The sequence below is a fragment of the Azoarcus sp. Soil_N_20 genome (assembly GCF_057656155.1).
Genome location: NZ_JBDGKX010000022.1, coordinates 15,728 through 39,100, shown reverse-complemented (window position 1 = coordinate 39,100; position 23,373 = coordinate 15,728). Strand labels below are relative to the sequence as shown.

20 protein-coding genes and 1 pseudogene are annotated in these 23,373 nt (G+C 66.5%); 11 read left to right on the top strand and 10 right to left on the bottom strand.

Annotation, left to right across the window (positions count from 1 at the left end; translation table 11 throughout):
* Positions 1 to 15: 15 nt before the first annotated feature.
* Positions 16 to 744: a 4Fe-4S dicluster domain-containing protein gene (locus tag AC3A35_RS25655; RefSeq protein ID WP_487439379.1), complete on the bottom strand. Its 729-nt coding sequence runs from the start codon at positions 742 to 744 to the stop codon at positions 16 to 18.
* Entirely contained in the window at positions 741 to 3,662 is a 2,922-nt protein-coding gene (locus tag AC3A35_RS25650; RefSeq protein WP_487439378.1) for a molybdopterin oxidoreductase family protein, read from the bottom strand. Before AC3A35_RS25650 ends, AC3A35_RS25655 begins: the two co-directional genes overlap by 4 nt.
* Positions 3,663 to 3,884: 222 nt before the next feature.
* Between AC3A35_RS25650 and AC3A35_RS25645 the strand changes: the two genes are divergently transcribed.
* From AC3A35_RS25645 to AC3A35_RS25605, 9 genes are all read left to right on the top strand, one after another.
* Positions 3,885 to 4,637 (top strand): transposase, encoded by a 753-nt coding sequence (locus AC3A35_RS25645; protein ID WP_487439377.1) that lies wholly within the window; start codon positions 3,885 to 3,887, stop codon positions 4,635 to 4,637.
* Positions 4,638 to 4,813: 176 nt separating this feature from the next.
* Positions 4,814 to 4,975: a hypothetical protein gene (locus AC3A35_RS25640; protein WP_487439376.1), complete on the top strand. Its 162-nt coding sequence runs from the start codon at positions 4,814 to 4,816 to the stop codon at positions 4,973 to 4,975.
* A complete protein-coding gene (locus AC3A35_RS25635; protein WP_487439375.1) occupies positions 4,972 to 5,706 on the top strand; it encodes a YHS domain-containing protein in 735 nt (244 codons plus the stop codon). The genes AC3A35_RS25640 and AC3A35_RS25635 overlap by 4 nt, the downstream gene beginning before the upstream one ends.
* Positions 5,699 to 6,130, top strand: coding sequence for a hypothetical protein (locus AC3A35_RS25630; RefSeq protein WP_487439374.1), 432 nt, complete (start codon positions 5,699 to 5,701; stop codon positions 6,128 to 6,130). The genes AC3A35_RS25635 and AC3A35_RS25630 overlap by 8 nt, the downstream gene beginning before the upstream one ends.
* Before the next feature lie 481 nt (positions 6,131 to 6,611).
* The gene (locus tag AC3A35_RS25625) at positions 6,612 to 6,965 is read left to right on the top strand and encodes a hypothetical protein (RefSeq protein WP_487439404.1); all 354 of its coding nucleotides are present in this window, start codon (positions 6,612 to 6,614) and stop codon (positions 6,963 to 6,965) included.
* 263 nt (positions 6,966 to 7,228) lie between these two features.
* Positions 7,229 to 9,652, top strand: a complete 2,424-nt coding sequence (gene ppsA / locus AC3A35_RS25620) for a phosphoenolpyruvate synthase (RefSeq protein ID WP_487439373.1) — start codon at positions 7,229 to 7,231, stop codon at positions 9,650 to 9,652.
* On the top strand, positions 9,649 to 11,340 hold the full coding sequence (gene otsB / locus AC3A35_RS25615; protein WP_487439372.1) for a trehalose-phosphatase: 1,692 nt from the start codon (positions 9,649 to 9,651) through the stop codon (positions 11,338 to 11,340). Before ppsA ends, otsB begins: the two co-directional genes overlap by 4 nt.
* The gene (locus tag AC3A35_RS25610) at positions 11,330 to 13,840 is read left to right on the top strand and encodes a glycoside hydrolase family 65 protein (protein ID WP_487439371.1); all 2,511 of its coding nucleotides are present in this window, start codon (positions 11,330 to 11,332) and stop codon (positions 13,838 to 13,840) included. The genes otsB and AC3A35_RS25610 overlap by 11 nt, the downstream gene beginning before the upstream one ends.
* Positions 13,837 to 14,037 (top strand): hypothetical protein, encoded by a 201-nt coding sequence (locus AC3A35_RS25605; protein WP_487439370.1) that lies wholly within the window; start codon positions 13,837 to 13,839, stop codon positions 14,035 to 14,037. The genes AC3A35_RS25610 and AC3A35_RS25605 overlap by 4 nt, the downstream gene beginning before the upstream one ends.
* Before the next feature lie 341 nt (positions 14,038 to 14,378).
* On the opposite strand, the pseudogene AC3A35_RS25600 reads toward AC3A35_RS25605, so the two are convergent.
* A pseudogene (locus AC3A35_RS25600) lies at positions 14,379 to 14,809 on the bottom strand (formate dehydrogenase); the annotation flags it as partial.
* 181 nt (positions 14,810 to 14,990) lie between these two features.
* Here AC3A35_RS25600 and AC3A35_RS25595 point away from each other — a divergent pair.
* Positions 14,991 to 16,184, top strand: coding sequence for a sensor histidine kinase (locus tag AC3A35_RS25595; protein WP_487439369.1), 1,194 nt, complete (start codon positions 14,991 to 14,993; stop codon positions 16,182 to 16,184).
* Positions 16,177 to 16,905, top strand: a complete 729-nt coding sequence (locus tag AC3A35_RS25590; RefSeq protein ID WP_487439368.1) for a response regulator — start codon at positions 16,177 to 16,179, stop codon at positions 16,903 to 16,905. The genes AC3A35_RS25595 and AC3A35_RS25590 overlap by 8 nt, the downstream gene beginning before the upstream one ends.
* 49 nt (positions 16,906 to 16,954) lie before the next feature.
* Here AC3A35_RS25590 and AC3A35_RS25585 read toward each other — a convergent pair whose 3' ends face one another.
* From AC3A35_RS25585 to AC3A35_RS25555, 7 genes are all read right to left on the bottom strand, one after another.
* Positions 16,955 to 18,235, bottom strand: a complete 1,281-nt coding sequence (locus tag AC3A35_RS25585) for an NAD(P)/FAD-dependent oxidoreductase (RefSeq protein WP_487439367.1) — start codon at positions 18,233 to 18,235, stop codon at positions 16,955 to 16,957.
* Between the two features lie 20 nt (positions 18,236 to 18,255).
* Complete coding sequence (locus tag AC3A35_RS25580) at positions 18,256 to 18,846, bottom strand: c-type cytochrome (protein WP_487439366.1); 591 nt, start codon at positions 18,844 to 18,846, stop codon at positions 18,256 to 18,258.
* Between the two features lie 101 nt (positions 18,847 to 18,947).
* The gene (locus AC3A35_RS25575) at positions 18,948 to 19,514 is read right to left on the bottom strand and encodes a NapC/NirT family cytochrome c (protein WP_487439365.1); all 567 of its coding nucleotides are present in this window, start codon (positions 19,512 to 19,514) and stop codon (positions 18,948 to 18,950) included.
* Positions 19,511 to 20,332, bottom strand: coding sequence for a uroporphyrinogen-III C-methyltransferase (gene cobA, locus AC3A35_RS25570; protein ID WP_487439364.1), 822 nt, complete (start codon positions 20,330 to 20,332; stop codon positions 19,511 to 19,513). Before cobA ends, AC3A35_RS25575 begins: the two co-directional genes overlap by 4 nt.
* Before the next feature lie 58 nt (positions 20,333 to 20,390).
* Complete coding sequence (locus AC3A35_RS25565; RefSeq protein WP_487439363.1) at positions 20,391 to 20,774, bottom strand: HesB/IscA family protein; 384 nt, start codon at positions 20,772 to 20,774, stop codon at positions 20,391 to 20,393.
* Positions 20,775 to 20,786: 12 nt separating this feature from the next.
* Complete coding sequence (locus AC3A35_RS25560) at positions 20,787 to 22,232, bottom strand: cobyrinic acid a,c-diamide synthase CobB (protein WP_487439362.1); 1,446 nt, start codon at positions 22,230 to 22,232, stop codon at positions 20,787 to 20,789.
* A 21-nt stretch (positions 22,233 to 22,253) separates the two neighbouring features.
* A complete protein-coding gene (locus tag AC3A35_RS25555) occupies positions 22,254 to 23,327 on the bottom strand; it encodes a glycosyl transferase family protein (protein ID WP_487439361.1) in 1,074 nt (357 codons plus the stop codon).
* Positions 23,328 to 23,373 lie beyond the last annotated feature (46 nt).

The window sequence follows — 23,373 nt, the reverse complement described above, 5'->3', positions numbered from 1 at the left end:
TCCTTCAGTGTTCCCTTAGTGTTCCCAATCGGCCCCGAGGGGCTCCAGGTGTTCGTAGTCCGGTTCGCGGCCATCGACCTTGAGCGGGTTGTCGCGGCGCACCAGCTGGTCGTCGCGGATAGCCATCACGGTGGGGCGCCGCGGCAGGTAGTGGTTGGCGGGCTGGGTGCCCCATTCGGGCATCAGGGTGTAGCCGCCGCGCTCGCGGATCGCCTTCGATACTTCGGACTCGGGGTCGTGCACATCGCCGAACAGGCGTGCATTGGCCGGGCAGGCGAGCACGCACGAGGGTTTGCGTTCGGCCTCGGGCAGTGCCGGGTTGTAGATGCGGTCCACGCACAGGGTGCATTTGGTCATCACCTTGCGCACCTCGTCGAACTCGCGCACGCCGTACGGACAGGCCCACGAACAGTACTTGCAACCGATGCATTTGTCGTAGTCGACGAGCACCAGGCCGTCCTCGGCGCGCTTGTAGCTGGCGCCGGTGGGGCACACCGGCACGCACGGCGGATCCTCGCAGTGCAGGCAGGACTTGGGAAAATGCACCGTCTGGGTGGCCGGGAACTCGCCGACCTCGAAGGTCTGCACGCGGTTGAAGAAGGTGCCGCTGGGGTCGGCGCCGTAGGGATTGAGGTCGGCCAGCGGGCCGGCCGCGCCCGAGGTGTTCCACTGCTTGCAGTTGGTCACGCAGCTATGGCAACCGACGCAGACGTTGAGATCGACGACGAGGGCGAGCTGGGTCATTTGGCCTCTCCCTTCCATGCGCCGCTGCCGGCGAAGAACGCGCGCCAGCGCGACGGTGGTCGCTCCATCCCGGGCAGGCGCTGCAAGGCCTCGAACTGGGGCCAGGTGTGGCGGGGCTCGCTTGCGTCCGCCTTGCGGATGCGCACCTTGACGTCGAACCACGCGGCCTGGCCGGTGACCGGATCGGAGTTGGAGAAGCGCTGGCCGTCGCTCCCGGCCGGCAGTTCCTCGCTGATCAGGTGGTTGAGCAGGAAACCCTTCTGCGATTCGTCGGCGTCGGCGTCGAGGCTCCAGGCTCCGCTCGCCTTGCCGATCGCGTTCCAGGTCCACACTGTGCCGGGCTCGACCGCTTCGGAATGGCGGCACATGCAGCGCACCTTGCCCCAGCGCGATTCGGCCCACATCCAGTCGCCGTCGCCGATGCCCTGGGCGTTCGCGGTGCGCGGATTGACGAACAGGTAGTTGTGGCTGTGGATCTGGCGCAGCCAGGCGTTCTGCGAGTCCCACGAGTGGTACATCGCCATCGGGCGCTGGGTGAGCGCGTTGAGCGGGTAGTGGGCGGCATCGGTCTGTTGCGCCTCGATCGGTGCGTACCAGAACGGCAGCGGATCGAAGTAGGTCGCCACGCGTTCGCGCAGGCGCTCCGGCGGTTGCTTGCCGGCGCGTTTGCCCTGGGCGGCGAGGCGGAAGCGCTGGAGGAACTCGGAATAGAGATGGATCACGATCGGGTCGTTGTCGCGGCGCAGTCCGACCTGCTGGGCCCACTCCAGGTAGCCCTTGTTCCAGTTGCGCATGTACTGGTGCGAGGGCGGAAGGTGATGCTGATGCACGCAGTTGTTGGCGGCGTACATCTCCCACTGGCGCGGGTTGGGCTCGCCGCGCATCGACTTGTCGCCGTCCTTGCCGCGCCAGCCGCTGAGAAAGCCGATGCCCGAGCCCGGTGCGGTCTCGTAATTGACGATGAAATCGGGGTAGTCGCGGAACTTGCGGCTGCCGTCGGCATGGGTGAAGGCGGGCAGGCCGAGGCGGCCGCCGAGTTCGATCAGCACTTCCTGGAACGGCTTGCATTCGCCGCGCGGCGCCACCACCGGGATGCGCACCGCGTCCACCGGGCCCTCGAACTCGGAGATCGGGCGGTCGAGCATCGACATCACGTCGTGGCGTTCGAGATAGGTGGTGTCGGGCAGCACCAGGTCGGCGAAGGCGGTGGTCTCCGACTGGAAGGTGTCGCACACCGCGATGAAGGGGATGCGGTAGTGGCCGTCGGCGTCCTTGTCGGCCAGCATGCGGCGCACTTCGCCGGTGTTCATGCTCGAGTTCCACGCCATGTTGGCCATGAACAGGAACAGGGTGTCGATCGGGTAGGGGTCGCCGCGCCAGGCGTTGGTGATGACGTTCTGCATCATGCCGTGGGCCGACAGCGGGAATTCCCACGAGAAGCCCTTGTCGATGCGCACCGGCTCGCCGTTCTCGTCCACGAACAGGTCGTCGGGGCTCTCCGGCCAGCCCAGCGGCGCGCCGTCGAGCGGGGTGTCGGGCCTGACCGCCTGCGGCCCCTTGGGCGGGCGCGCGTTGGGCGGAACCGCGCGCGGGTAGGGGGCGCGGTGGCGGAAGCCGCCCGGACGGTCGATGGTGCCCAGCAGCGACATCAGGATCGCCAGTGCACGGATGGTGTGGAAGCCGTTGGAATGGGCGGCCAGCCCGCGCATGGCGTGGAAGGACACCGGATTGCCGGTGACGCTCTGGTGCTCGGCGCCCCAGCAGTCGGTCCATGCGATCGGCAGCTCGATCTTGTGGTCGCGCGCGGTGACGCCCATCTCGTGGGCGAGGCGGCGGATGGTGGCGGCAGGGATTCCGGTGATCCCGGCCGCCCACTCCGGCGTGCATTCGCGCACGCGTTCCTCGAGCAGCTGGAAGGCGGGCTTGGCCGGGGTGCCGTCGGGCATGGTGAAGCTGCCGAGCAGCGCCGGGTCGGTGCCGTCGGCGTGGTCGGCCACCGCGCGATCGGTGAGCCGGTCCCACCAGTAGAAGTTGTGCGGGCGCAGCGGGTTGACCACGTCGCCGGCGAGGTTGCGCAGCATCAGGCCGAACTCGTCGCTCGCCTCGTCGAGGTTCACCAGCTGCCCGGCGTTGGTGTAGCGTGCCAGGAACTCGCGGTCGTACAGGCCCAGCGCGATGATCTCGTGGATGATCGCGAGCAGCAACGCGCCGTCGGTGCCGGGCTTGATCGGCACCCACTCGTCGGCGATCGCGGCGTAGCCGGTGCGGATCGGGTTGATCGCGACGAAGCGGCCGCCGTTGCGCTTGAATTTGGCGAGCTCGTTCTTGAGCGGGTTGGAGTGGTGGTCCTCGGCGGTGCCGATCATGAAGAACAGTTTCGAGCGCTCGAGGTCGGGGCCGCCGAACTCCCAGAACGAGCCGCCGATGGTGTAGATCATCCCGGCGGCCATGTTCACCGAGCAGAAGCCGCCGTGGGCGGCATAGTTGGGGGTGCCGAACTGGCGCGCGAACAAGCCGGTGAGGGCCTGCATCTGGTCGCGGCCGGTAAACAGCGCAAACTTTTTCGGATCGGTTGCGCGCAGGGTCTTGAGCCGGGTCGCGAGGATGGAGAACGCCTCCTCCCACTCGATCTCCTCGAACTCGGCCGCGCCGCGCGCGCTGCCCGGCTTGCGCCGCAGCGGCCGGGTGAGGCGGGCGGGCGAGTACTGCTTCATGATCCCCGACGAGCCCTTGGCGCAGATCACGCCCTTGTTCAGCGGGTGCTCGGGGTTGCCTTCGATATAGCGCACCTCGCCGTCGCGCAGATGCACGCGGATGCCGCAGCGGCACGCGCACATGTAGCAGGTGGTGATCCGCGTCTCGGTCGCGGCGTCGGGCAGCGGTGAGCGGATGGGGTCGTGCAGGGGAGTCGGGGGCATAGTGTCGTCCGCGTAAGGGAAGTCATGCGCGCGTTGGAATATGAGCAGGCCCTTATTAGGCGCAAGCAGGCGGGGCAGCGTCTATAACCGGATCGGCGTGGCGCCACTCCCCCATCCGGGTAGCTTTGTTCCCCGCGGCGCCAACGCGGTACACTAGGCGCGGATTTCATCTCTGTTAGACAGAGCTAAAGTAGTCAGGCAGTAGTAGCCAGAGCCGTCGCCGTGCTGCGCAACTTCCTGCGCGTGGTGGAGCGCTGCCTGCGGGAACACAGCCCCGGATGCAGCACCTCGGCGCGCATCGGGGCGGTGGCCTTCATCCACCGTTTCGGGTCGTCGCTGAACGAGCATTTGCATTTCCGCTGCGGCATCATTGATGGCGTGTTCGAGCCCGCCGCCGACACGGACGACGAGGAGCGTGTGGCTTTTCATGCCGCGTCTGGCCTTGATGCGGTCGCTATCGCCGACGTGCAAACTCTCGTGCGCAAGCGGATTCTGCGTGCCTTCGTGCGGCGCAGCCTGATCGATCCCCCCAATGCATCCTTGCGGGCAGCCGTCACGGCCCTGGGACCGGTGGCGGTGATCGTGCCATCACCTGGACCGGCCACCAACGCCGCCGCGACCGAGGAACCACCGCACCGCGCCGCGGCCCGATATCTGTGGGCGATGTTGCTGGCGCGCATCTATGAAGCCCTGCCGCTGAGTTGCCCGATCTGCCCCAGTCAGACGCGCATCATCGCCTTCATCAACGAGGTCGGCACAGTAAACAAGATCCTAGACCACATCGGCGAATCCACTCGGCCGCCGAGAATCGCCCCAGCGCGTGGGCCACCGTTGGGGAGGTGGCAGCGGCGGCTGAACAGGCGCGCGACGACCCGCAGTGGGATTCGTCCGCCCAGCCTGCACCCGAGATCGAGTTCGATCAGCGCGTCGCCTGGTAGGCGAAAACAAGACGAGCTGCCGCTTGTCATGGGGTGACTCATGCCTGTGGTGCCATTCGGGGGGTTTCTGCAAAACTTGACGCATGGCGGCCCGAAATCGACGGTTGACTGCGGCCCCCGGCGTCAGCCCTACTCCTCCCCCGAAGGTCTTTTGGATTTCCTATCCTTCCCAAGGCATTGTCGTTTGATCTGGCGCGTCCGGAAATCATCAAAATGAGCGGTACGCAATTCGATCCGGTGGTGGTGCAGGCATTTCCGGCAGAAGAGACTATATTGCGTGAAATGGTCGCAGCCAAATGCATGCAGCCGAACGTTCCCGATATTTTCGAAGGAACAGAGCACTTGATTCACACACTTGAAAGGAATAAATCATGAGCGTCAGCACCGATCCGGTATGCGGCATGAAAGTCGACAGCGATTCTGGACGCAGCATGGAGTATGCGGGTGAGCGCTATTATTTTTGTTCGCAACATTGCCTGGAAAGATTTCAGGAAAATCCCGCTGAGCACCTCAAGGCGGTTGTGGCGTTCACCGCGACCCAAGCAGCAGGGATGTACACCTGCCCGATGCATCCAGAAGTGCGTCAGACCACACCCGGTTCGTGCCCGAAGTGCGGCATGGTTCTTGAGGCAGTATCGGAAGTATCGCCAGATGGAGTGGCAACGCAAATCGCCGGGCCGCTCCTGTTTGGAACCGGAGCGCTGGTGTTATTGCTCGCCATCTATTTCGGGGTGGTCAGCCTGATTTCCGGGATGGAATTCGCGCTCGGGCAGTTCGCAACGTTCTGGTATTTCATTATTCCTCTTGCGCTGGGCTTCGGCATTCAGGTCGGGCTTTACACCTACCTCAAGAATCTTGTCGGGCGACATGGCGCGTCAGGCAAGGTGGTCGCGGTATCCGGCACGACATCTACAGTCGCGATGGTTTCATGCTGCTCGCATTACATGGTCAATCTCTTGCCCGTACTGGGGGTCACCGGCTTTCTTGCGGTGGTTGCGGAATATCAGATCGAGTTGTTCTGGGTTGGCCTGGCATTTAACGCTGCCGGGATTTTGTATGTTTCGTCGAAAGTCGTTAAAGCTACCAGGGAGCATAAAAATGCGTAAACAATTCATAATCGGTTTGTTCTTTGCGGCAATTTCCGCTTATTCCTGCATCGACGGCATTGAGTTCATTGCGGTGAGCAACGCTGCGGAGCCTGGGTATGCCCCACAGGTGAGCAATGAGCGGGAAATAAAAGTTACGGCCACATTGCAACGCATCCCGAACGAAGCGAAAACATGGGACTTCGAGGTGGTGCTGGAAACCCATACCAAGGCCTTGAACGATGACATGGCCAAATCTTCGGCGCTTATTGCGGATGGCAAAAAATACATGCCCTTGGGATGGGAAGGCGCGCCGCCGGGTGGCCATCATCGCAAGGGCAAGCTCCGCTTCAAGGCGATTTCCCCGTCACCGGCGGCAGTGGAATTGCAGATACGTCTGGCAGGCGACCCGTCCCCGAGACGTTTCAAATGGTTGTTGAAGTGAGCGTGGGGCCAAGCGGCATGTTTGTCCACCATTTGAAAGGAGCATGAAATGGCAACCGATCCCGTGTGTGGTATGACGGTATCCCCCGATAGCCGCTTTCGCCATCTGCATGATGGGCAGGCCAGGGCAATCGAACCTACTTTGCATAGCATCACATGAAATCCTGTTAACTTTCCTTATCTTGCGAAGCCCCTTTTCACAACGTTATAAGTTGTGTAGTTTCCTACCTTTTTTTTGGGCATCCCATGAAGGCAGGAAACGTCAGCATAAAGACCAAGCGGCTGCTTGCCGCCACCTCTGACGAGTATCGCGACGAGTTGCTTGGCTTCGACATCGAGAAAGAGGACGACGATGATTGATGTCATGTGCGTAGCTGCGGGAGCCCTGTGTTCCCCTGCTGATTTCTCCATACAGCTACTCCACCTATCACGGTAGCTGACCACGACAGTACGCGGCGGAAGCTTCTCAGGCGCTACGCTCGCTGCTCAAGGCCAAAGGACACGCGACCGCCGTCGGTGATGAAGGCGTATTCGCCCCCAAGCTGCCCTGCAATGCGGCCGCTTGCGAGCTGATCGTGACTGCAATCGAGCGGGCCGGTTACCCATCTTATGGAAAGCTTTCCATAAGATGGAGTTATGTCATCTCGCATCGATCGGGGGATACCGAAAACACGTTCATAGCCGACTTCGTCGTAGCCATGCCCGGTAGGCAGATTAAAGCAGGCTCGCTTTGTCGAGGCGAGCGGATTGCCAAGTACAATCGTCTTCTCGAGATCGAATGGCAGCTTGGCAGCGCCGCCGTGTTCGGAAACCTGCTCGTGCAGCACCATGCTTGATTTCGACACGTCGCGGCCGCGCGGGCGGCTGAACGTGGTGCCGATTGAGTCGGCGTGCTGCTCGTGGGCTAATATATAAATGGCCCACATGCTTAATCGAGATTAAATAAAGGGATAGAGCGCGGCTGCGATCATCTTCTGGCAACGACCTCGGCATGACGGGCAAACGGCGCCGCTCCCGCGGAGCCAAGCAGTGACCACGTCTGCGGCAACGGTGTGCACCCGTGCCATATGCGGCGTCGAACACTGGGAGGGAGGACCGTATGACCGCCGACGCTCCACACGTGATCTGGTTCGAGGCCCTAGGGCGCGGCGACGTGGCGCGCGTCGGCGGCAAGAATGCCTCTCTCGGCGAGATGGTGGGCCATCTCGGCGCGGAAGGCGTCAGTGTGCCGCCCGGATTTGCGACCACGGCCGACGCCTATTGGCGCTTCGTCGAGGCGAACCGGCTCAAGGAGACGATCGAAAGGGCTCTGGTCGACTTCAAGGCAGGCAAGGCGTCTCTCCAAGAGACCGGCCAGGACATCCGGCGTGCCTTCCTGCGCGGCGACTGGCCCGACGCGACTGCCCAGCAGATCCGCGAGGCCTATCGGCAACTCTCCAAGCGCTCCGGCGCCGCCGACACGGACGTGGCGGTCCGCTCGAGCGCGACGGCCGAGGACCTGCCGGACGCGAGCTTCGCCGGCCAGCAGGAGTCCTTCCTCAATATTCACGGCGAAGCGGCACTGCTCGATGCCTGCCGGCGCTGCTACGCCTCGCTGTTCACCGACCGGGCGATCAGCTACCGCGAGGCCAAAGGTTTCGAGCACCTCAAGGTGGCGCTGTCGGTCGGCGTCCAGAAGATGGTGCGGTCGGATCTCGGCGGCGCCGGCGTCATGTTCTCGATCGATACGGAGACCGGTTTCGACAAGGTCGTCGTCCTGGATGCCGCCTGGGGGCTGGGAGAGAATGTCGTGCAAGGGACGGTCGACCCGGACGAGTACCAGGTGTTCAAGCCGCTCCTCGGCGATGCGGCTCTCGCGCCGATCATCGAGAAAAGGCTCGGCGGCAAGACGCTCAAAATGCTCTATGCGACCGGCGCCGAGCACGCCACGCGCAACGTGCCCACCTCGAAGGCGGAACGCGCGTCCTTCGTGCTGGACGATCAGGAGATCCTCCAGCTCGCGCGCTGGGCATGCACGATCGAGGCGCATTACGGCATGCCGATGGACATGGAGTGGGCCAAGGACGGCAACTCAGGCAAGCTTTACATCGTCCAGGCTCGGCCCGAGACCGTTCAGTCGCGCAAGGAGGCGGGGGTCCTCAAGTCGTACCGCATCAAGAGTAAGGGAGCGAAGCTCGTCGAAGGTCTGAGCATTGGCGACGCCGTCGTCACCGGGAAGGCCTGCCTCATCCGCAGCGCCCAGGAGATTGAGCGGTTCGTGGACGGCGCCATCCTCGTCACCGAGTCGACGGACCCCGACTGGATGCCGATCATGAAACGGGCAGCCGCGATCGTCACCGACCACGGCGGGCGTACCTCGCATGCGGCGATCGTCAGCCGCGAACTCGGACTACCGGCGATCGTCGGCACCGGCAATGCGACCGAGATCCTGCATGACGACCAAGACGTGACGGTTTCCTGCGCCGAGGGCGATGAGGGCTTCGTCTACGCGGGTATCGGCGAGTTCGAGGTCAAGACCCTCTCGCTCGACGACATCCCGAAAACCCGCACCGCGGTCATGCTCAACCTGGCCAACCCGGCAGCCGCGCTCCGCTGGTGGCGGCTACCGGCCGACGGTGTCGGCCTGGCCCGGATGGAGTTCGTGGTGAGCAACCACATCAAGGTTCACCCGATGGCGCTTGTTCGCTTCGACACACTGCGGGATGAAGAGGCCAAGCGCCGGATCGCCGAGCTGACGCGCGGCTACGCCGACAAGACCGAATACTTCGTCGACCGGCTCGCACGCGGGCTGGCGCGGATCGCGGCCGCCCATCATCCGAAGCCGGTGATCGTGCGTATGAGCGACTTCAAGACCAACGAGTATGCCAATTTGATCGGCGGCGCCGAGTTCGAGCCCAAGGAGGAGAACCCGATGCTCGGCTTTCGCGGCGCCTCGCGCTACTACTCGCCACGCTACCGTGAGGGCTTCGCGCTGGAGTGCCGTGCCATTCGGCGCCTGCGCGAGGCGATGGGCTTCACGAACGTCGTGGTGATGATCCCCTTCTGCCGCTCGACCAAGGAAGCCGACCGGGTGCTCGAGGTGATGGCGGAAAACGGGCTCAGGCGCGGGGAGAACGGGCTCGAGGTCTACGTCATGTGCGAGATCCCCTCCAACGTGGTGCTGGCCAAGGCGTTCGCCGAGCGGTTCGACGGCTTCTCCATCGGCTCCAATGACCTGACCCAGCTCACGCTCGGCGTCGACCGCGACTCGGTCGAGCTCGCCGAGCTGTTCGATGAGCAGGACGAAGCGGTCAAGTGGATGATCCGCACCGTGATCGAGGCCGCGCACCGCTCCGGCGCCAAGGTCGGCCTGTGCGGTCAGGCGCCCAGCGACCACCCGGCCTTCGCCGAATTCCTCGTCGAATGCGGCATCGACTCGATGTCCGTGAGCCCCGACAGCTTCATGGCCGTCAAGCGCCGCGTCGCCGCGGCCGAAGAGCGACAGGACGCGCAGGCTGGCTCGACGCAGGCGCCAGCGTCGTGAAGAAGTCGGCCCGACCCTCACCACGGCGCTGCGCGACTATTGCCCGCCCGTCTGCCAAGGCGCCATCCGCTCGGGCCGCGGGGCGGCAGGGCGTGCCTGGCGCCGATACCGGCGTGCGTGTGGAGGATTTCGCCGCCGCCATCTTCGACCTCGACGGGGTCGTGACGCGGACCGCCCGGGTGCATGCCGCAAGCTGGAAGCGCCTCTTCGACGAGTACCTCCGCCAGCGCGCCGCGAAGACCGGGGAGCCATTGCGCCCGTTCGATATCGAGCGCGACTACCGGCGTTATGTCGACGGCAAGCCGCGCTACGACGGCGTCGAGAGTTTTCTGCAGGCCCGCAGCATAACCCTGCCGAGAGGAGAGCCGTCCGACCCGCCCGACCGCGAGACGGTCTGTGGCCTCGGCAATCGCAAGAACCAGTACTTCCACGAGAGCCTGCAACAGGATGGGGTCGAGGTCTTCGACAGTGCCGTTGTGCTCATCCAGCAGCTGCGCAATCGGCGCATCGGCACGGCGCTGGTGTCGTCGAGCCGCAACGCGCGCGCGGTGCTCGAGGTCGCCGGCCTGGTGGATCTGTTCGACATCTGCCTCGACGGCAACGACGTCGCGCGACTCGGTCTGAAGGGCAAGCCGGCGCCGGACCTGTTCGTCAAGGCAGCCGAGCTCCTCGGCGTCGATCCGCAGCGCGCCATCGTCTTTGAAGACGCGGTCAGCGGCGTGCAGGCGGGACGCGCCGGCGGCTTTGGCCTGGTGGTCGGCATCAGTCGCGCAGACCAGGCAACCGAGCTCAAGGCGAAGGGGGCGGACATCGTGGTCGCTGATCTCGCCGATCTCGCCGATCTGCACCTCCATGTCCCTCCGCACGCGGTCTTGCGCGCCGTGGCCGTGGTTCCGCGGGCGCTCGAACAGTATGCGCAGATCGAGCGCGAGCTGAGCGCCAGGCGGGCGGCGGTGTTCCTCGACTATGACGGGACGCTGACACCGATCGTCGAACGGCCGGATCTGGCGGTTCTATCCGAGGCTATGCGGGCGACCGTCAAGGCACTTGCCGGCCTTTGTCGCGTGGCCATCATCTCTGGGCGTGACCGTGCCGACGTCAAGCGGCTCGTCGGTCTCGACGAACTGGTCTATGCCGGCAGCCACGGCTTCGACATCGCCGGGCCTGACGGTCTCGAGCTCCAGCACGAGCAAGGCGAGGCGTTCGCGGCAGTCGTTGATCGCGCTGCCGAGCGCTTGCGTGAAGCGGTCGCGCCGATCCAAGGGGCGCTTGTCGAGCCGAAGCGCTTCGCGGTTGCCGTTCATTACCGCCAAGTTGCCGAGGGCGAGGTAGCGAGGGTCGAGGCCGCCGTCGACCAGTTGCTCGCCGAAACGCCCGATCTGCGCAAGACCCTCGGCAAGAAGGTCTTCGAGCTCCGCCCTCGCTTCGACTGGGACAAGGGCAAGGCCGTGTCCTGGCTGCTGGAGGCGCTCGGGCTGCACGGCCCCGACGTGCTGCCCTTCTACCTCGGCGACGACACGACCGACGAGGACGCCTTCGTGGCGCTGGCCGAGCGCGGCATCGGCATCCTGGTGGGGTGCTCGGCGCGTGAGACCGCCGCCCGCTACGTGCTGGACCGGCCCGCCGACGTCCAGCGCTTCCTGCGTAATCTCGTCGGCACGCTGGAGGGCAGGCGCCATGGTGGATAGCGGCTGGAAACTCGCCTATGAAGGATTCGAGCCCGCGCAGGAGGGACTCCGTGAGGCGCTTTGCACCCTGGGCAACGGCTACTTCGCGACGCGCGGCGCAGCGGGAGAGGTCGAGGCGGACGACGTCCACTACCCCGGCACCTATCTCGCCGGCGGCTACAATCGGCTGCAGACCGATATCGCCGGGCGAGTCATCGAGAACGAAGATCTCGTCAACCTGCCGAACTGGCTGCCGCTGACCTTCCGCCCCGAGGACGGCGACTGGTTCAACCACCGGCGCATCGAGATCCTCGCCTACAGGCTGGAGCTCGATCTTGAGCGCGGCCTGCTCGAGCGACGCATGCGGGTCCGCGATGCCCAAGGCCGGGAAACATCGCTTGTGAGTCGCAGGCTCGTGCACATGGGCCTACCCCACCTCGCGGCGATAGAAGTCACCCTGTGTCCGGAAAACTGGTCGGGCAGGATCGTGGTGCGAACCGCGCTCGACGGGCGAGTCATCAATGCCGGGGTCGAGCGTTACCGGCAACTCAACAACAAGCACCTGACTGCGCTGGAAAGCCGCACGTTGGGCGAAGACGCGATCCTGCTCGTCGTCGAGACAAACCAGTCGCGGCTGCGCATCGCCGAGGCGGCACGTACCCGTATTGTGCAAGGCGGCGAACCGCTCGCAGCCACACGCGCGGTACTCGAAGAGGAGGGGTTCGTCGCCCAGGATATTACGTTCGCCGCGACGAAGGGGCAGGCGGTCACGCTTGAGAAGGTGGTCGCGCTCTTCACCTCGAGGGACCGCGCGATCTCCGAGCCTCTCGACGCGGCGGCCAGAGAAATCAGCGAAGCGGGATCTTTCGATGATCTCCTCGGCTCCCATGTCCGAGCGTGGCTGGCGTTGTGGGATCGGTGCGACGTGGTCATCGAAGGCCACGCGCGCACGCAGATGATCCTGCGGCTGCATATATTTCATCTTCTGCAGACGGCTTCGCCCCATACGGTCGACTGCGACACCGGAATTCCTGCCCGTGGCCTGCATGGCGAGGCCTACCGTGGTCACATCTTCTGGGACGAACTGTTCATCTTCCCGTTCCTGAACTTCCGCCTTCCCGAGATCACAAGGGCGCTGCTGCTCTATCGCTACCGACGCCTCCCCGAGGCGCGGCGGCTCGCGCGGGAGGTGGCCTGCCGCGGCGCGATGTACCCCTGGCAGAGTGGCTCCAGCGGGCGCGAGGAGAGCCAGGTGCTGCACCTCAATCCCCGCTCGGGTCGCTGGACGCCGGACAGTACGCACCTGCAGCGGCATGTGAGCGCCGCCGTCGGCTACAACGTATGGCGCTACTGGCAAACGACTGGCGACCGGGAGTTCCTGTCTTTCTACGGCGCCGAGATGCTCGTGGAGATTGCCCGCTTCTGGGCGAGCGTCGCGTCCTACAACGAGGAACTTGGCCGCTATGAGATCCGCGGGGTCATGGGCCCCGACGAGTTCCACGACCGCTACCCGTGGCGGGAAGAGCCTGGCCTCGACAACAACGGCTATACCAACCTCATGGCGGCCTGGGTGCTGCTTCGCGCGGCGGAAACCCTCGACAGCCTTGGGGGCGAGCGCCGTCGTGAGCTCGAAGTCCTGCTGGGCCTGCAGGTAGAAGAGATCGCCCATTGGCAGAACGTCAGCCGCAGGATGCGGGTCGACTTTTTGGACGACGGCATCATCGCCCAGTTCGAAGGTTACGACCGCCTGGAGGAGCTGGACTGGGACGCCTACCGCGAGAAGTACGGCGATATCCACCGGCTCGATCGCATCCTCGAGGCCGAAGGCGATACGGTCAACCGGTACAAGGTGTCCAAGCAGGCCGACGTGTTGATGCTCTTCTATCTCTTCTCCTTCGAGGAACTGCGCGAGCTGATGAGCGAGCTCGGCTATCCCCTGGAGGCGGATACCGTTCGCAAGACGATTGATTATTACGTGCCACGGACCTCCGATGGCTCTACGCTGAGCCGCGTCGTTCATTCCTGGGTGGAGGCCCGCAGTAACCGGCCCCGGTCGTGGTCGCTGCTTGCCGAGGCGCTGGAGAGCGACATTGCCGACATCCAGGGCGGCACGACCCCCGAAGGAATACACCTTGGGGCCATGGCGGGCACCATCGACCTGATCCAGCGGGGCCAGACCGCACTCGAGTTCCGCGATGACACGATCTGGATCAGCCCGTGCCTGCCGACGGAACTGCAAGGGCTTCACCTCAAGCTGCTTTATCGCGGCTATTGGCTTTACCTGGACATCGGCTGCGACAAACTGACTGTTTCCGCGCCGCACGGATGGGCCGGACCGGGCCGCATTGGCGTGCACAACCAGGTGCGTCTGTTCAAGGCAGGCGAAGTCCTGGAGTTTGGCTGTCACCTCGGCGAAGGCGGCTGGCGCCCGGGCTCACGGGCGCCTACGCATGCCCCGGCCGGCGCATCGGACGCGGATGTCGCGCCCGCGCGCAACGATACGGGAGACGCCGTGCCATGAAGATCGCCGTGTTCGAAGCAGAGGCGCTCCGATACGCCTTCGTCGGTTCCGGCGAGACCGGCTTGCCAACGCTGAGGATCGCCTGGAAGAACAGGGACGGACGACGCCGAAGAGAAGACGAGGACAGATGCAAGCGCGCCCACCAACCACGGCGTGGCCGGCATCAAACCGAGCGTCTCGCGGTACAGGAACAGTGAGCCGGCAAGCCCCCCGAGACCCGTTGCGCTTGAGGCGGCGATCCATAGTCCTTGCGCATGGCGTACCGCCTGCGGCGAGTAGCGCCCTACGGGTCTGGCCGCCCTGCGGGCGCGGAAAGGTTCGGTCGCCTCAGCGCGTGGCCATCCAGATCAGCAAGCCGGCCTGGAACATGAAAAACGCCACCAGGCAGGCGATGGTGAAGCGCAGGCTGCTGTCTTCGCGGCGGAACAGTTCGAGGCGCAATTCCAGCTTGCGCAGCCTGACGTCCTGCCCGCGCAGGTTGTGGTCGGCTTGTTGCAACATGGCCGCGGCATCGAGCAGGTCGACAACCTTGACCTTTGAAGCCCTTGTCGATGCGCACCGGCGCTCGCCGTGCTCGTCCACGAACAGGTCGTCGGGGCTCTCGGGCCTGACCGCCTGCGGCCCCTTGGGCGAGCGCGCGTTGGGCGGCACCGCGCGCGGGTAGGGGGTGCGGTGGCGGAAGCCGCCCGGACGGTCGATGGTGCCCAGCAGCGACATCAGGATCGCCAGCGCGCGGATGGTGTGGAAGCCGTTGGAATGGGCGGCCAGCCCGCGCATGGCGTGGAAGGACACCGGATTGCCGGTGACGCTCTGGTGCTCGGCGCCCCAGCAGTCGGTCCACGCTATCGGCAGCTCGATCTTGTGGTCGTGCGCGGTGACGCCCATCTCGTGGGCGAGGCGGCGGATGGTGGCGGCGGGGATGCCGGTGATCCCGGCCGCCCACTCCGGCGTGCATTCGCGCACGCGCTCCGGATCGGCGTGACGCAGCTCCCCCATCCGGGTAGCTTTGTTCCCCCCGCGGCGCCAACGCGGTACACACTCGGCGCGGATTTCATCTATATTAGACAGAGCTAAAGTAGTCAGGCAGTCTTAGCCAGAGCCGTCGCCGTGCGTCGCACGAGCAAAGCGGCCAGCGTGGAGGAGATGATCGATGAGCATCCGGCTGCAACCTGGGCGGGAGATTCGGCCGCCCGCCGAGCATGTGCACGCCGGCGATCCGCTGGCGTGCATGGACGGTGAAGCGGAACTGCGAGGGCCGCTCGAACAGCTGCTCGGTGCCGTGGTCGCACTGTGCGGCGCGAGCGCTGCGAGCGTGCGCGTGCTCGAAGACGACACTCACCAGCTCCGGCTGGTGGGCGCGGTGGGCATCCCCGCGAGCCTGTGGGAGTGCAGCCGCAGCGTGGCCGACTCCTGTGGCGTGTGCGGCGACACCATCGACAGCGACGATGCGCGCTGGTCGCCCGCGGCCTGCGACTGCGTGCGCGAGATCCGCAAATGTGCCGGTGCCGGGCAGGGCCATCGTCATCGCGTGTTTGCCGTGCCCCTGCACTACCGGGGCGGCGCGTGCGGCGTGCTGAACCTGTTCCTGCCCGACGAGCGCGAGCCGCCCGCCGCGCTGTCGCCGCTGCTCGCCGCCCTCGGCAACATGCTCGGACTGAGCCTGGAAAACGCCCTGCTGACGCAGAAGAACCTGCAGGCGAGCGTCACCCACGAGCGCCAGATGCTCGCCAACGAGGTGCACGATTCGCTGGCGCAGAACCTCACCTCGATGCGCATGCGCACCGTCCTGCTGCACGATGCCATCGAGCGCCACGACGACGGGCGTGCGTTCAAGTACCTCGGCGAGATCCATGATGCGCTGGCGGTTTCACATCGGCGGGTGCGTGAGCTGATCACGCATTTCCGCAGCCAGATGGATCCTCGGGGCCTGCTTCACGCGCTGCATGAGGCGGGCGCCGCACTCGAGGAACCCGGTGGCACCGAGTTCCGTTTCGACAACCGGATCGACCAGCTGCAGCTGTCGTCCGAGCAGGAAATGCAGGTCTTCCATATCGCCCGCGAAGCGCTGGCCAACATCGCCAAGCATGCGCGCGCGCGCCACTGCCGCTTGAGCCTGGAAGAGCAGCGCGGGGTCTTCCTGGTCACCGTGGAGGACGACGGCGTCGGCCTCGTGGCCAATCGCGACGCGCTCGGCGAGCAGGGCCATTTCGGTCTCAACATCATGCAGGAGCGTGCCGAGCGGCTGGGCGGACGCATCGACATCGACAGCCCCGGGGGTGCGGGCACCCGGATACGCCTGAGCTTTCCCGTCGCGACATCCCACAGGAGGCAAGACCATGAATGAACAGATCGGCGTCGTACTGGTGGACGACCACGGGCTGTGCCGCCGTGGCTTGACGGAGCTGCTGGAACGGCGTGCCGACATCCGCGTGCTGGGCGCCACCGGCGACCCGGCGCAGGCGATCGAGCTCGTCCAGCAGCAGACCCCCGACCTGGTGGTCATGGACCTGCGCATGCCGGCGATGGACGGCATCTCGCTGCTGCGCAAGCTGCGCGACGAGGGCTGCGACGTGCCGGTGGTGATCCTCAGCATGAGCGACGCCCAGGAGGACATGGCCAATGCGCTGCGCGCCGGCGCGCGCGGCTACCTGCTCAAGGACATGGACCCGGACGACGTGATCGACTCGATCCGGCGCGTGGCGCGCGGCGAAATGGTGGTGGCGCCGGTGATGTCGGCGAAGCTGGCCAAAATCCTGCAGGGCGGCGAGCCCGCCCGCCACGGCGAGAAGACGGTCAAGCTCACCGCGCGCGAGCAGGAGATCCTGCAGTACCTCGCGAGCGGCAAGAGCAACAAGGTCATCGCCCGCGACCTCAGCATCAGCCACGACACGGTCAAACTGCACGTGCGCCACATCCTGGCCAAGCTCAACTTCACCACCCGGGTCGAGGCCGCGGTGTTCGCCGTCGAGCACGGCGTCGGCAGCTGTCCGGGCGCGCCCGGCAGCGGGCGCGCCACCGAGTATCCGATGCCGACTGCACGGCACACCGCCGCCGCATCCGGCTGAGCCCGCCCGGCGCCGGTCGGGCTCCCCGCATGCCGACCGCGGTCGCGGATCAGCCGAAGGTGTCGGCAGTGATGTTGCGGAACCAGGAGTGGGCGTAGGCGACCTCGCGCCGCATCGCCTCGTCGCTGGCATCGGCCGGGGTCAGGCCGCCCGCACCCTTCACCGCGGCAATGGCGCCGTCGCCGCCCAGTTGATATACGGCCGCGACCGAGATCGCCTGGTCGGGGGTGACCATGCTGTAGCAGGTATTGACGTAGGCCGGCTCCGGCACCGGCTTGCCGTCGAGCAGGGCCACGATCGCCGCCGCGCAGACCTTGGCCTGCGAATTGGCCGAGTAGCCGGATTTCGGCATCGGCCCGGCCATGCTGGCGTCGCCGATGACGTGGATGCCGGGGCGGATCGTGGATTCGAAGCTGGCCTGATCGACCGGGCACCAGCCCTTGGCATCGACCAGCCCCGCCGCAAACGCGATCCTGCCCGCCTTCTGCGGTGGAATCAGGTTGATCACGTCGGCCTGGTAGCGCTCGACCGTGCCCTGCACGCTGCGCCCGGCCACGTCCACCGACTCGATCCGGCCGCCCTTCGAGGCGCTTACCCACTCGATCATGTCCCCGTAGTGCTTTTTCCAGCCGGCGACGAACAGCCCCTGTTTGGCGAAGTCGTCCTTGCCGTCGAGGATGAGGATCTTGGACCGCGGCTTGTGTGTCTTCAGGTAGTGCGCGATCAGCGACGCGCGCTCGTACGGCCCGGGCGGGCAGCGGAAGGGATTGGCCGGGGGGGCGACGATCACCGTGCCGCCATCGGCCATCGCCTCGAGCTGTTTGCGCAGGAGCAGGGTCTGCGGGCCGGCCTTCCAGGCGTGGGGCAGGGTCTCGGCCACCTTCTCGTCATAGCCGTCGATCGCATCCCAGCGGAAATCGACCCCGGGCGAAACCACGCAGCGATCGTAGGCGAAGCTGTGCCCGCCGGCGGTGGTGACCGTGCGCGCGGTGGCGTCGATCGCGGTGACCGTGTCGGTGACCACCCGCACGCCGTGTGCGGCGAGCGCCGTGTAGTCGAACCTGAGCGACTCCAGCTTGCGCTCGCCGCCGATCACCTCGTTGCTCATGAAGCAGGTGAAATAGTCCTTGTTGGGCTCGATCAGGGTGACCTCGATCGACGCGTCGGTGCGGCGCAGGTATCTGGCCACGGTGGCGCCGCTGATGCCGCCGCCGACCACCACCACCTTGCGTACCGCGCCGCCATGGGCGACGAACGGGAAGCCCAGCGCGCCGAGGGCGACGGTGCCGCCGGCGATCCGGATGAAATCTCTGCGATTGATGTGACTCATGATCTGCCTCCTCCCCGTGCTCACTTCTGGCTGCCGTAGAAATGGACGAGCTGTTCGATGCCGTCCGTGCCGGTCTTCTGCAGCATCTCGTCCACCTTGGTCTTCATCTTCTCGGGCATTTCCCGCCGGCCACTGGTGAAGTCGTCGAAGCTGTAGCGCAGATAGGGCATCCACTGCCCGGCGAGGATGCCGCCGTCGTCGGCCTGGCGCCCGCCGTCCTCGTGACACTTCTCGCAGTAGCGTTCGTGCACGCGTTTGCCCTGGCGTACCAGTTTGGTATCGGTGTCCTGATCGACGCGGACGAACTTCTGGCCGGCGAAGAAGTCCGCCATGCGCTTGATCTCGTCGTCGCCATAGCCCTTGGCGATACGGCTCATCACTGTTGCCGGCCGTCCGCCGTTCTTGTAGGCGGTCATCGACTCGATGAAGTATTCGCTGTTCATGCCGGCCAGCGACGGCGTCGCCGGCCCCAGGCTGGCGCCGTCGGTGCCGTGACAGCCCGCGCAGGTGTTGCCCAGCATGGCTGCGCTCGGGCCGGCGGCCACGGCGGCACCCCCGCTCGCGACGGCGCCTGCCAGGGCCAGCTGGCCCAGGATCGTGTTCAGTTTCATGTCACCTCCTCCGTTCTGCTCTTGTTGTGAAGCTTCCATCGCACTGCTCGTCACCGCCCCGTTGCCGCCGCACACCCGGCACCTGCCGGTCCGACAGCCTCCTAGGCCTCGTCGTCCTGCGCTTCGTCGCCGTCCGCGACCTCGCCGTCCGTTTCATCGGGCTCGTCCGGCAGTTGATGCACGACGCCCTTGTGGCAATCGATGCAGGTCTTGCCGTTCGCCGGTGCCTGCTCGTGGCGCTTGCGTGCGCTGCGGCTCTGCTCGCCCAGCGCCATGTTCTGCAGCTGGTGGCAGCTGCGGCATTCGCGCGAGTCGCTCGCCTTCATCCGCGCCCACACCCGGTTGGCCATGTCCCAGCGCCGCGCTTCGAACTTGTCCCGGGTGTCGACCGTGCCCACCAGCTGGTGGTAGATGTCCTTGACCGCATTGACCTTGGCCGCGAGCCGGGGCAGGAAATCGACCGGAACATGGCAGTCGGCGCACTGCGTTTGCACGCCGGACCGGTTCTTGTAATGGACGGTTTCCCGATACTCGTCGTGGTTGCCCTGCATGGTGTGGCACGAGATGCAGAATTCCGTCGTATTGGTATGGACGAAGAATCCGTTGACGCCGGCCAGGGCGAGGGCGCCGGTGGCGAGGAGGGCGAGCCCGACCAGATACTTCTTCATGCGTGCCCGCTCGTCGCGGCCACTTCTTCCGACCCGAACCAATGCAGTTTCTCGCGCAGGCGCACGACCTCGCCGACGATGATCAGGGTGGGCGACTTCAGGTGCGCCCGCGCCACCAGGTCCGGCAGCGTGGCCAGGGTGCCGGTGACCACGCGCTGCCTGCAGGTGGTGCCCTCCTGCACCACCGCGGCCGGCATGTCCGGTGACTGGCCGTGTTCGATCAGCCGCGCGCACAGCGTCGGCAGGCCGAGCAGGCCCATGTACACGACGACGGTGTGATGCGGGCGGGTCAGCGCGGGCCAGTCGAGGTCCATGCTGCCGTCCTTGAGGTGGCCGGTGACGAAGGTGCACGCCTGGGCATGATCGCGGTGGGTCAGCGGAATGCCGGCGTACGAGGCCACCCCCAGCGCCGCGGTGATGCCCGGCACCACCTGGAAGGGGACGCCGTGGGCGGACAGGGTTTCGATCTCCTCGCCGCCGCGACCGAACACGAAGGGGTCGCCGCCCTTGAGCCGCAGCACCCGCCGGCCGGCGCGCGCGAGGCGCACCATCATGTCGTTGATCGCCTCCTGGCGGAAGGTATGGTGGTTGCGCTCCTTGCCGACGTAGATGCGCTCCACCCCGGGTGGCAGCAAGTGCATGATCGGGTCGGCCACCAGATGGTCGTACAGCACCACGTCGGCCTGCTGCATCAGGCGCAGCGCGCGGATGGTCAGCAGCTCCGGATCTCCGGGGCCGGTGCCGACCAGGAAGACCTCGCCGCGGCGCGCCGGGTCCGCAGGGCCGTTGAGGAAGTTCAGTACCGTGCTCATGTCCATTTGGTCACTCCTGGTGGTCGCTCCGGGTGGTCGGGCCGTGGGGTGTCGCGGCGGTCGTTCAGCGCGTGCCGCTGCAGCCGCTGCAGCCGCCGCCGGCGCAGGACGAATGCGGCGCGGACGCGTCCTGCGCGTCGGACGGGATGAAGATGAAGCGGAAGTCGCCGGGTTCGTACTCGACGTAATCGAGCACGGTGCCGACCAGGAAGACACGGCTGGGCGCGCCGATCAGCAGGTCCACGCCCTCGACGCAGAGGGCGAGGTCGCCCTCGCGCTCCTCGTCGAAGCCCATGCCGTAGTCCACCGAGCCGTCGGGCGCCGGCCACGCCGCGACGCGCAGTGCGAGTTCGTTTTCGGCGGCGGCGTCGTCATGGTCGCGATCTTCGCCGTGGTGGCGGGCGGCGAGCTGGATCTGTCGTGCTGCGGCCGGGGTCAGTTCGATCATGGGGAGGCTCCTTCAGAGGGTGGTAACTGCCGCGGGCAGGCAGCAGGCGAACTCGGGGCAGGCCTGGTCGTCGCGCTGCTGCCGGACCTGGCGCGCGAAATCGACGAAGCGCCGGGCCCAGTCGCAGCCGCCGACGCTGCGCAGGTGGGTGTAGGAGGCGAGCACGTTGCGGTGGATCAGTCCGTCGTGGTGACCGTCGATGCCGTGACCACGCGTGACCCGCCACGCGAAGCGCACCTCCGGGCCGAGGTTTTCGAGGCTGGAGTAGTGGAACTCGTGGGCGCGCACGCGCGCGTCCGCGTCCGAATCTGCCCGGCGCGGCCACGGCGCGGCGGCGGTTTCGACCAGCTCGACGTAGCCGCGCCCGACCGGGCGGCGGTGCATCACCACGTCGCCCGGGATCGCCCCGACCATCGCGTGGCGGCGGCCGTCGGCCTCCAGTGTGCGGGCGAGATATATCAGCCCGCCGCATTCGGCATACACCGGCAGGCCGTCCTCGACCGCGGCGCGGATCTCGGCGCGCAGCACGGCGTTCGCTTCCAGTTCGGCGGCGCAGGTTTCGGGAAAGCCGCCGCCGATGAAGAGCGCGTCGACCTCGGGCAGTCGCCGGTCATGCAGGGTGTCGAAGGGCAGCAGCTCGGCGCCCGCGGCGCGCAGCGCGGCGAGATCGTCGGCGTAGTAGAAGCCGAAGGCGCGATCCATCGCCACCCCCACGCGCACCCGGCGCGCGTTGCGTTGCGGCAGTTGCGCGATCGTCGCGGTGGGCGCGAGCGGCGCCGAGTGACAGGCGACGTCGAACAGGCGATCGACATCGACCTGGTCGGCGATCGCGCTGCCGATGGCCGCGATCCGCGCCTGCGCCTCGCCCGCTTCGTTGGCCGGGATCAGGCCGAGATGGCGTTCGACGATCGCCAGGCGGTCGTCGCAATGCACCGCGCCCAGCACCGGGATGTCGGTGTAGTGCTCGACCACCGCGCGCAGCTTGGCTTCGTGGCGCGCACCACCGAGCCGGTTGAGGATCACCCCGGCGATGCGGATGGTCGGATCGAAGGCCTGGTAGCCGAGCAGCAGCGGCGCGATCCCGCGGGTCATGCCCTGGGCGTCGATCACCAGCACCACCGGCAGCCCGAGCTGGGCAGCGAGCGCGGCGTTGCTGTTGCTGCCGTCGAGCGCGAGGCCGTCGTAGAGCCCCTTGTTGCCTTCCACCAGGCACAGGTCGCTGCCGGCGGCGTGGCGGCGGAACAGGGTGTCGATCTCGCAGGCGCGCATCAGGAAGGGATCGAGGTTGTAGCAGTCGCGCCCGCAGGCGCGCGTGAGCCACATCGGGTCGATGTAGTCGGGGCCCTTCTTGAACGGCTGCACCGCCAGCCCGCGTGCGGCGAGCGCGGCGCACAGGCCGATGCTGACCGTGGTCTTGCCCGAAGACTTGTGTGCGGCGGCGATCAGCATCCGGGCCATGGCGGCATCCTCCGGTGGGGGTCAGGCAGCAGATTCGGCTACGGCGGCGGCAGGGGCGGCGGGGAGGTCGGCCAAGCCGGCGCCCCCGGCGCTCGCACGTTGCCGCCACAATTCGCGGGCGAGCGCCTCGGCCGCGGCGACGGTGGTGGCCTTGCCGAGGGTGCGGAGCGCGATCGCGGCGCTGCCGATCACCGCCGCCTCGCCGTATTCGTCGCTGCACTCGCCGCGCCACACCGCGGCCAGGTGGCGCACGTCCATGGCCTCGTCGCGCAGGTGGCGCGGACCGTCGAACATCGGCGGCCATTCCTCCGCCTTCATGTGGCCGTCGATCACCGAGCGCACCACGCACGCGCCGTCCGGATTGCGCTCCGCCTCGCCGCCCTCGCCCTTGAACACGGCAGTGCGACCGATGCCGAGCAGGCTCGCCGCACCCTGGTGGATGTCGGCGTAGCCGGGGTGGAAGATGCCCTGCAGCACCGCCCGGGCGCGCAGCGGATTGAGCATGCGCACCACGCTGTGCACCGGCGAACGCAGGCCCAGCAGCGGGCGCAATTGCATCAGCCGGTCCAGCGCCGGGCTCAGGTCGGTAAGTGCGATAAAGGCAAAACGGTGGGTGGCGATGCGCTGTGCAGCTTCGCCGAGCGAGCGCGATTGCGCCACCCCCAGCGCGTCCAGTGCCTGCGGCACGAACACCCGGCCGGGGTCGAAGCCGGCACTGCCATGCATCAGCACCGGCATGCCGTGGGCCGCGAGCAACAGCGCGGAGAGCACGAACCATGGCAACTGGCGGCGCTTGCCGGCATAGGCGGGCCAGTCCAGGCGCACCGCCGGGGCTTGCGGCGGCAGCGCGATCGAGGCCTGCGCGGCGCGCGCGAAGCCGGCGAGCTCGGCCGCGGTTTCCTCCTTGACCCGCATCAGCATCAGGAAGGCGCCGATCTGCATCGGCTCGGCCTCGCCGGCGAGGATCATGCGCATCGCCTCGAAGGCCTCGACCTCGCTCAGTGCGCGGGCGCCGTTGCGGCCCTTGCCGAGGGCGCGGATGTAGGGAGCAAAGGGGTGTTCGACTGGATGTTCAACAGGATGCACATTGTTCATGGCGGGTCTCGGTGGGGAGTCGGTGGTTCGTCGATGCGGCTCTGCG

Excerpts from the sequence above, each read along its gene's own strand:
- AC3A35_RS25630 (WP_487439374.1), top strand. The coding sequence starts at position 5,699 with ATGCGTAAACAATTCATAATCGGTTTGTTCTTTGCGGCAATTTCCGCT.
- AC3A35_RS25560 (WP_487439362.1), bottom strand. The coding sequence starts at position 22,232 with ATGGCCCGGATGCTGATCGCCGCCGCACACAAGTCTTCGGGCAAGACC.
- AC3A35_RS25650 (WP_487439378.1), bottom strand. The coding sequence starts at position 3,662 with ATGCCCCCGACTCCCCTGCACGACCCCATCCGCTCACCGCTGCCCGAC.
- AC3A35_RS25580 (WP_487439366.1), bottom strand. The coding sequence starts at position 18,846 with ATGAAACTGAACACGATCCTGGGCCAGCTGGCCCTGGCAGGCGCCGTC.
- AC3A35_RS25585 (WP_487439367.1), bottom strand. The coding sequence starts at position 18,235 with ATGAGTCACATCAATCGCAGAGATTTCATCCGGATCGCCGGCGGCACC.
- AC3A35_RS25555 (WP_487439361.1), bottom strand. The coding sequence starts at position 23,327 with ATGAACAATGTGCATCCTGTTGAACATCCAGTCGAACACCCCTTTGCT.
- AC3A35_RS25595 (WP_487439369.1), top strand. The coding sequence starts at position 14,991 with ATGAGCATCCGGCTGCAACCTGGGCGGGAGATTCGGCCGCCCGCCGAG.
- AC3A35_RS25605 (WP_487439370.1), top strand. The coding sequence starts at position 13,837 with ATGAAGATCGCCGTGTTCGAAGCAGAGGCGCTCCGATACGCCTTCGTC.
- AC3A35_RS25565 (WP_487439363.1), bottom strand. The coding sequence starts at position 20,774 with ATGATCGAACTGACCCCGGCCGCAGCACGACAGATCCAGCTCGCCGCC.
- ppsA (WP_487439373.1), top strand. The coding sequence starts at position 7,229 with ATGACCGCCGACGCTCCACACGTGATCTGGTTCGAGGCCCTAGGGCGC.
- AC3A35_RS25575 (WP_487439365.1), bottom strand. The coding sequence starts at position 19,514 with ATGAAGAAGTATCTGGTCGGGCTCGCCCTCCTCGCCACCGGCGCCCTC.
- AC3A35_RS25655 (WP_487439379.1), bottom strand. The coding sequence starts at position 744 with ATGACCCAGCTCGCCCTCGTCGTCGATCTCAACGTCTGCGTCGGTTGC.
- AC3A35_RS25590 (WP_487439368.1), top strand. The coding sequence starts at position 16,177 with ATGAATGAACAGATCGGCGTCGTACTGGTGGACGACCACGGGCTGTGC.
- AC3A35_RS25610 (WP_487439371.1), top strand. The coding sequence starts at position 11,330 with ATGGTGGATAGCGGCTGGAAACTCGCCTATGAAGGATTCGAGCCCGCG.
- cobA (WP_487439364.1), bottom strand. The coding sequence starts at position 20,332 with ATGGACATGAGCACGGTACTGAACTTCCTCAACGGCCCTGCGGACCCG.
- AC3A35_RS25640 (WP_487439376.1), top strand. The coding sequence starts at position 4,814 with ATGAGCGGTACGCAATTCGATCCGGTGGTGGTGCAGGCATTTCCGGCA.
- AC3A35_RS25635 (WP_487439375.1), top strand. The coding sequence starts at position 4,972 with ATGAGCGTCAGCACCGATCCGGTATGCGGCATGAAAGTCGACAGCGAT.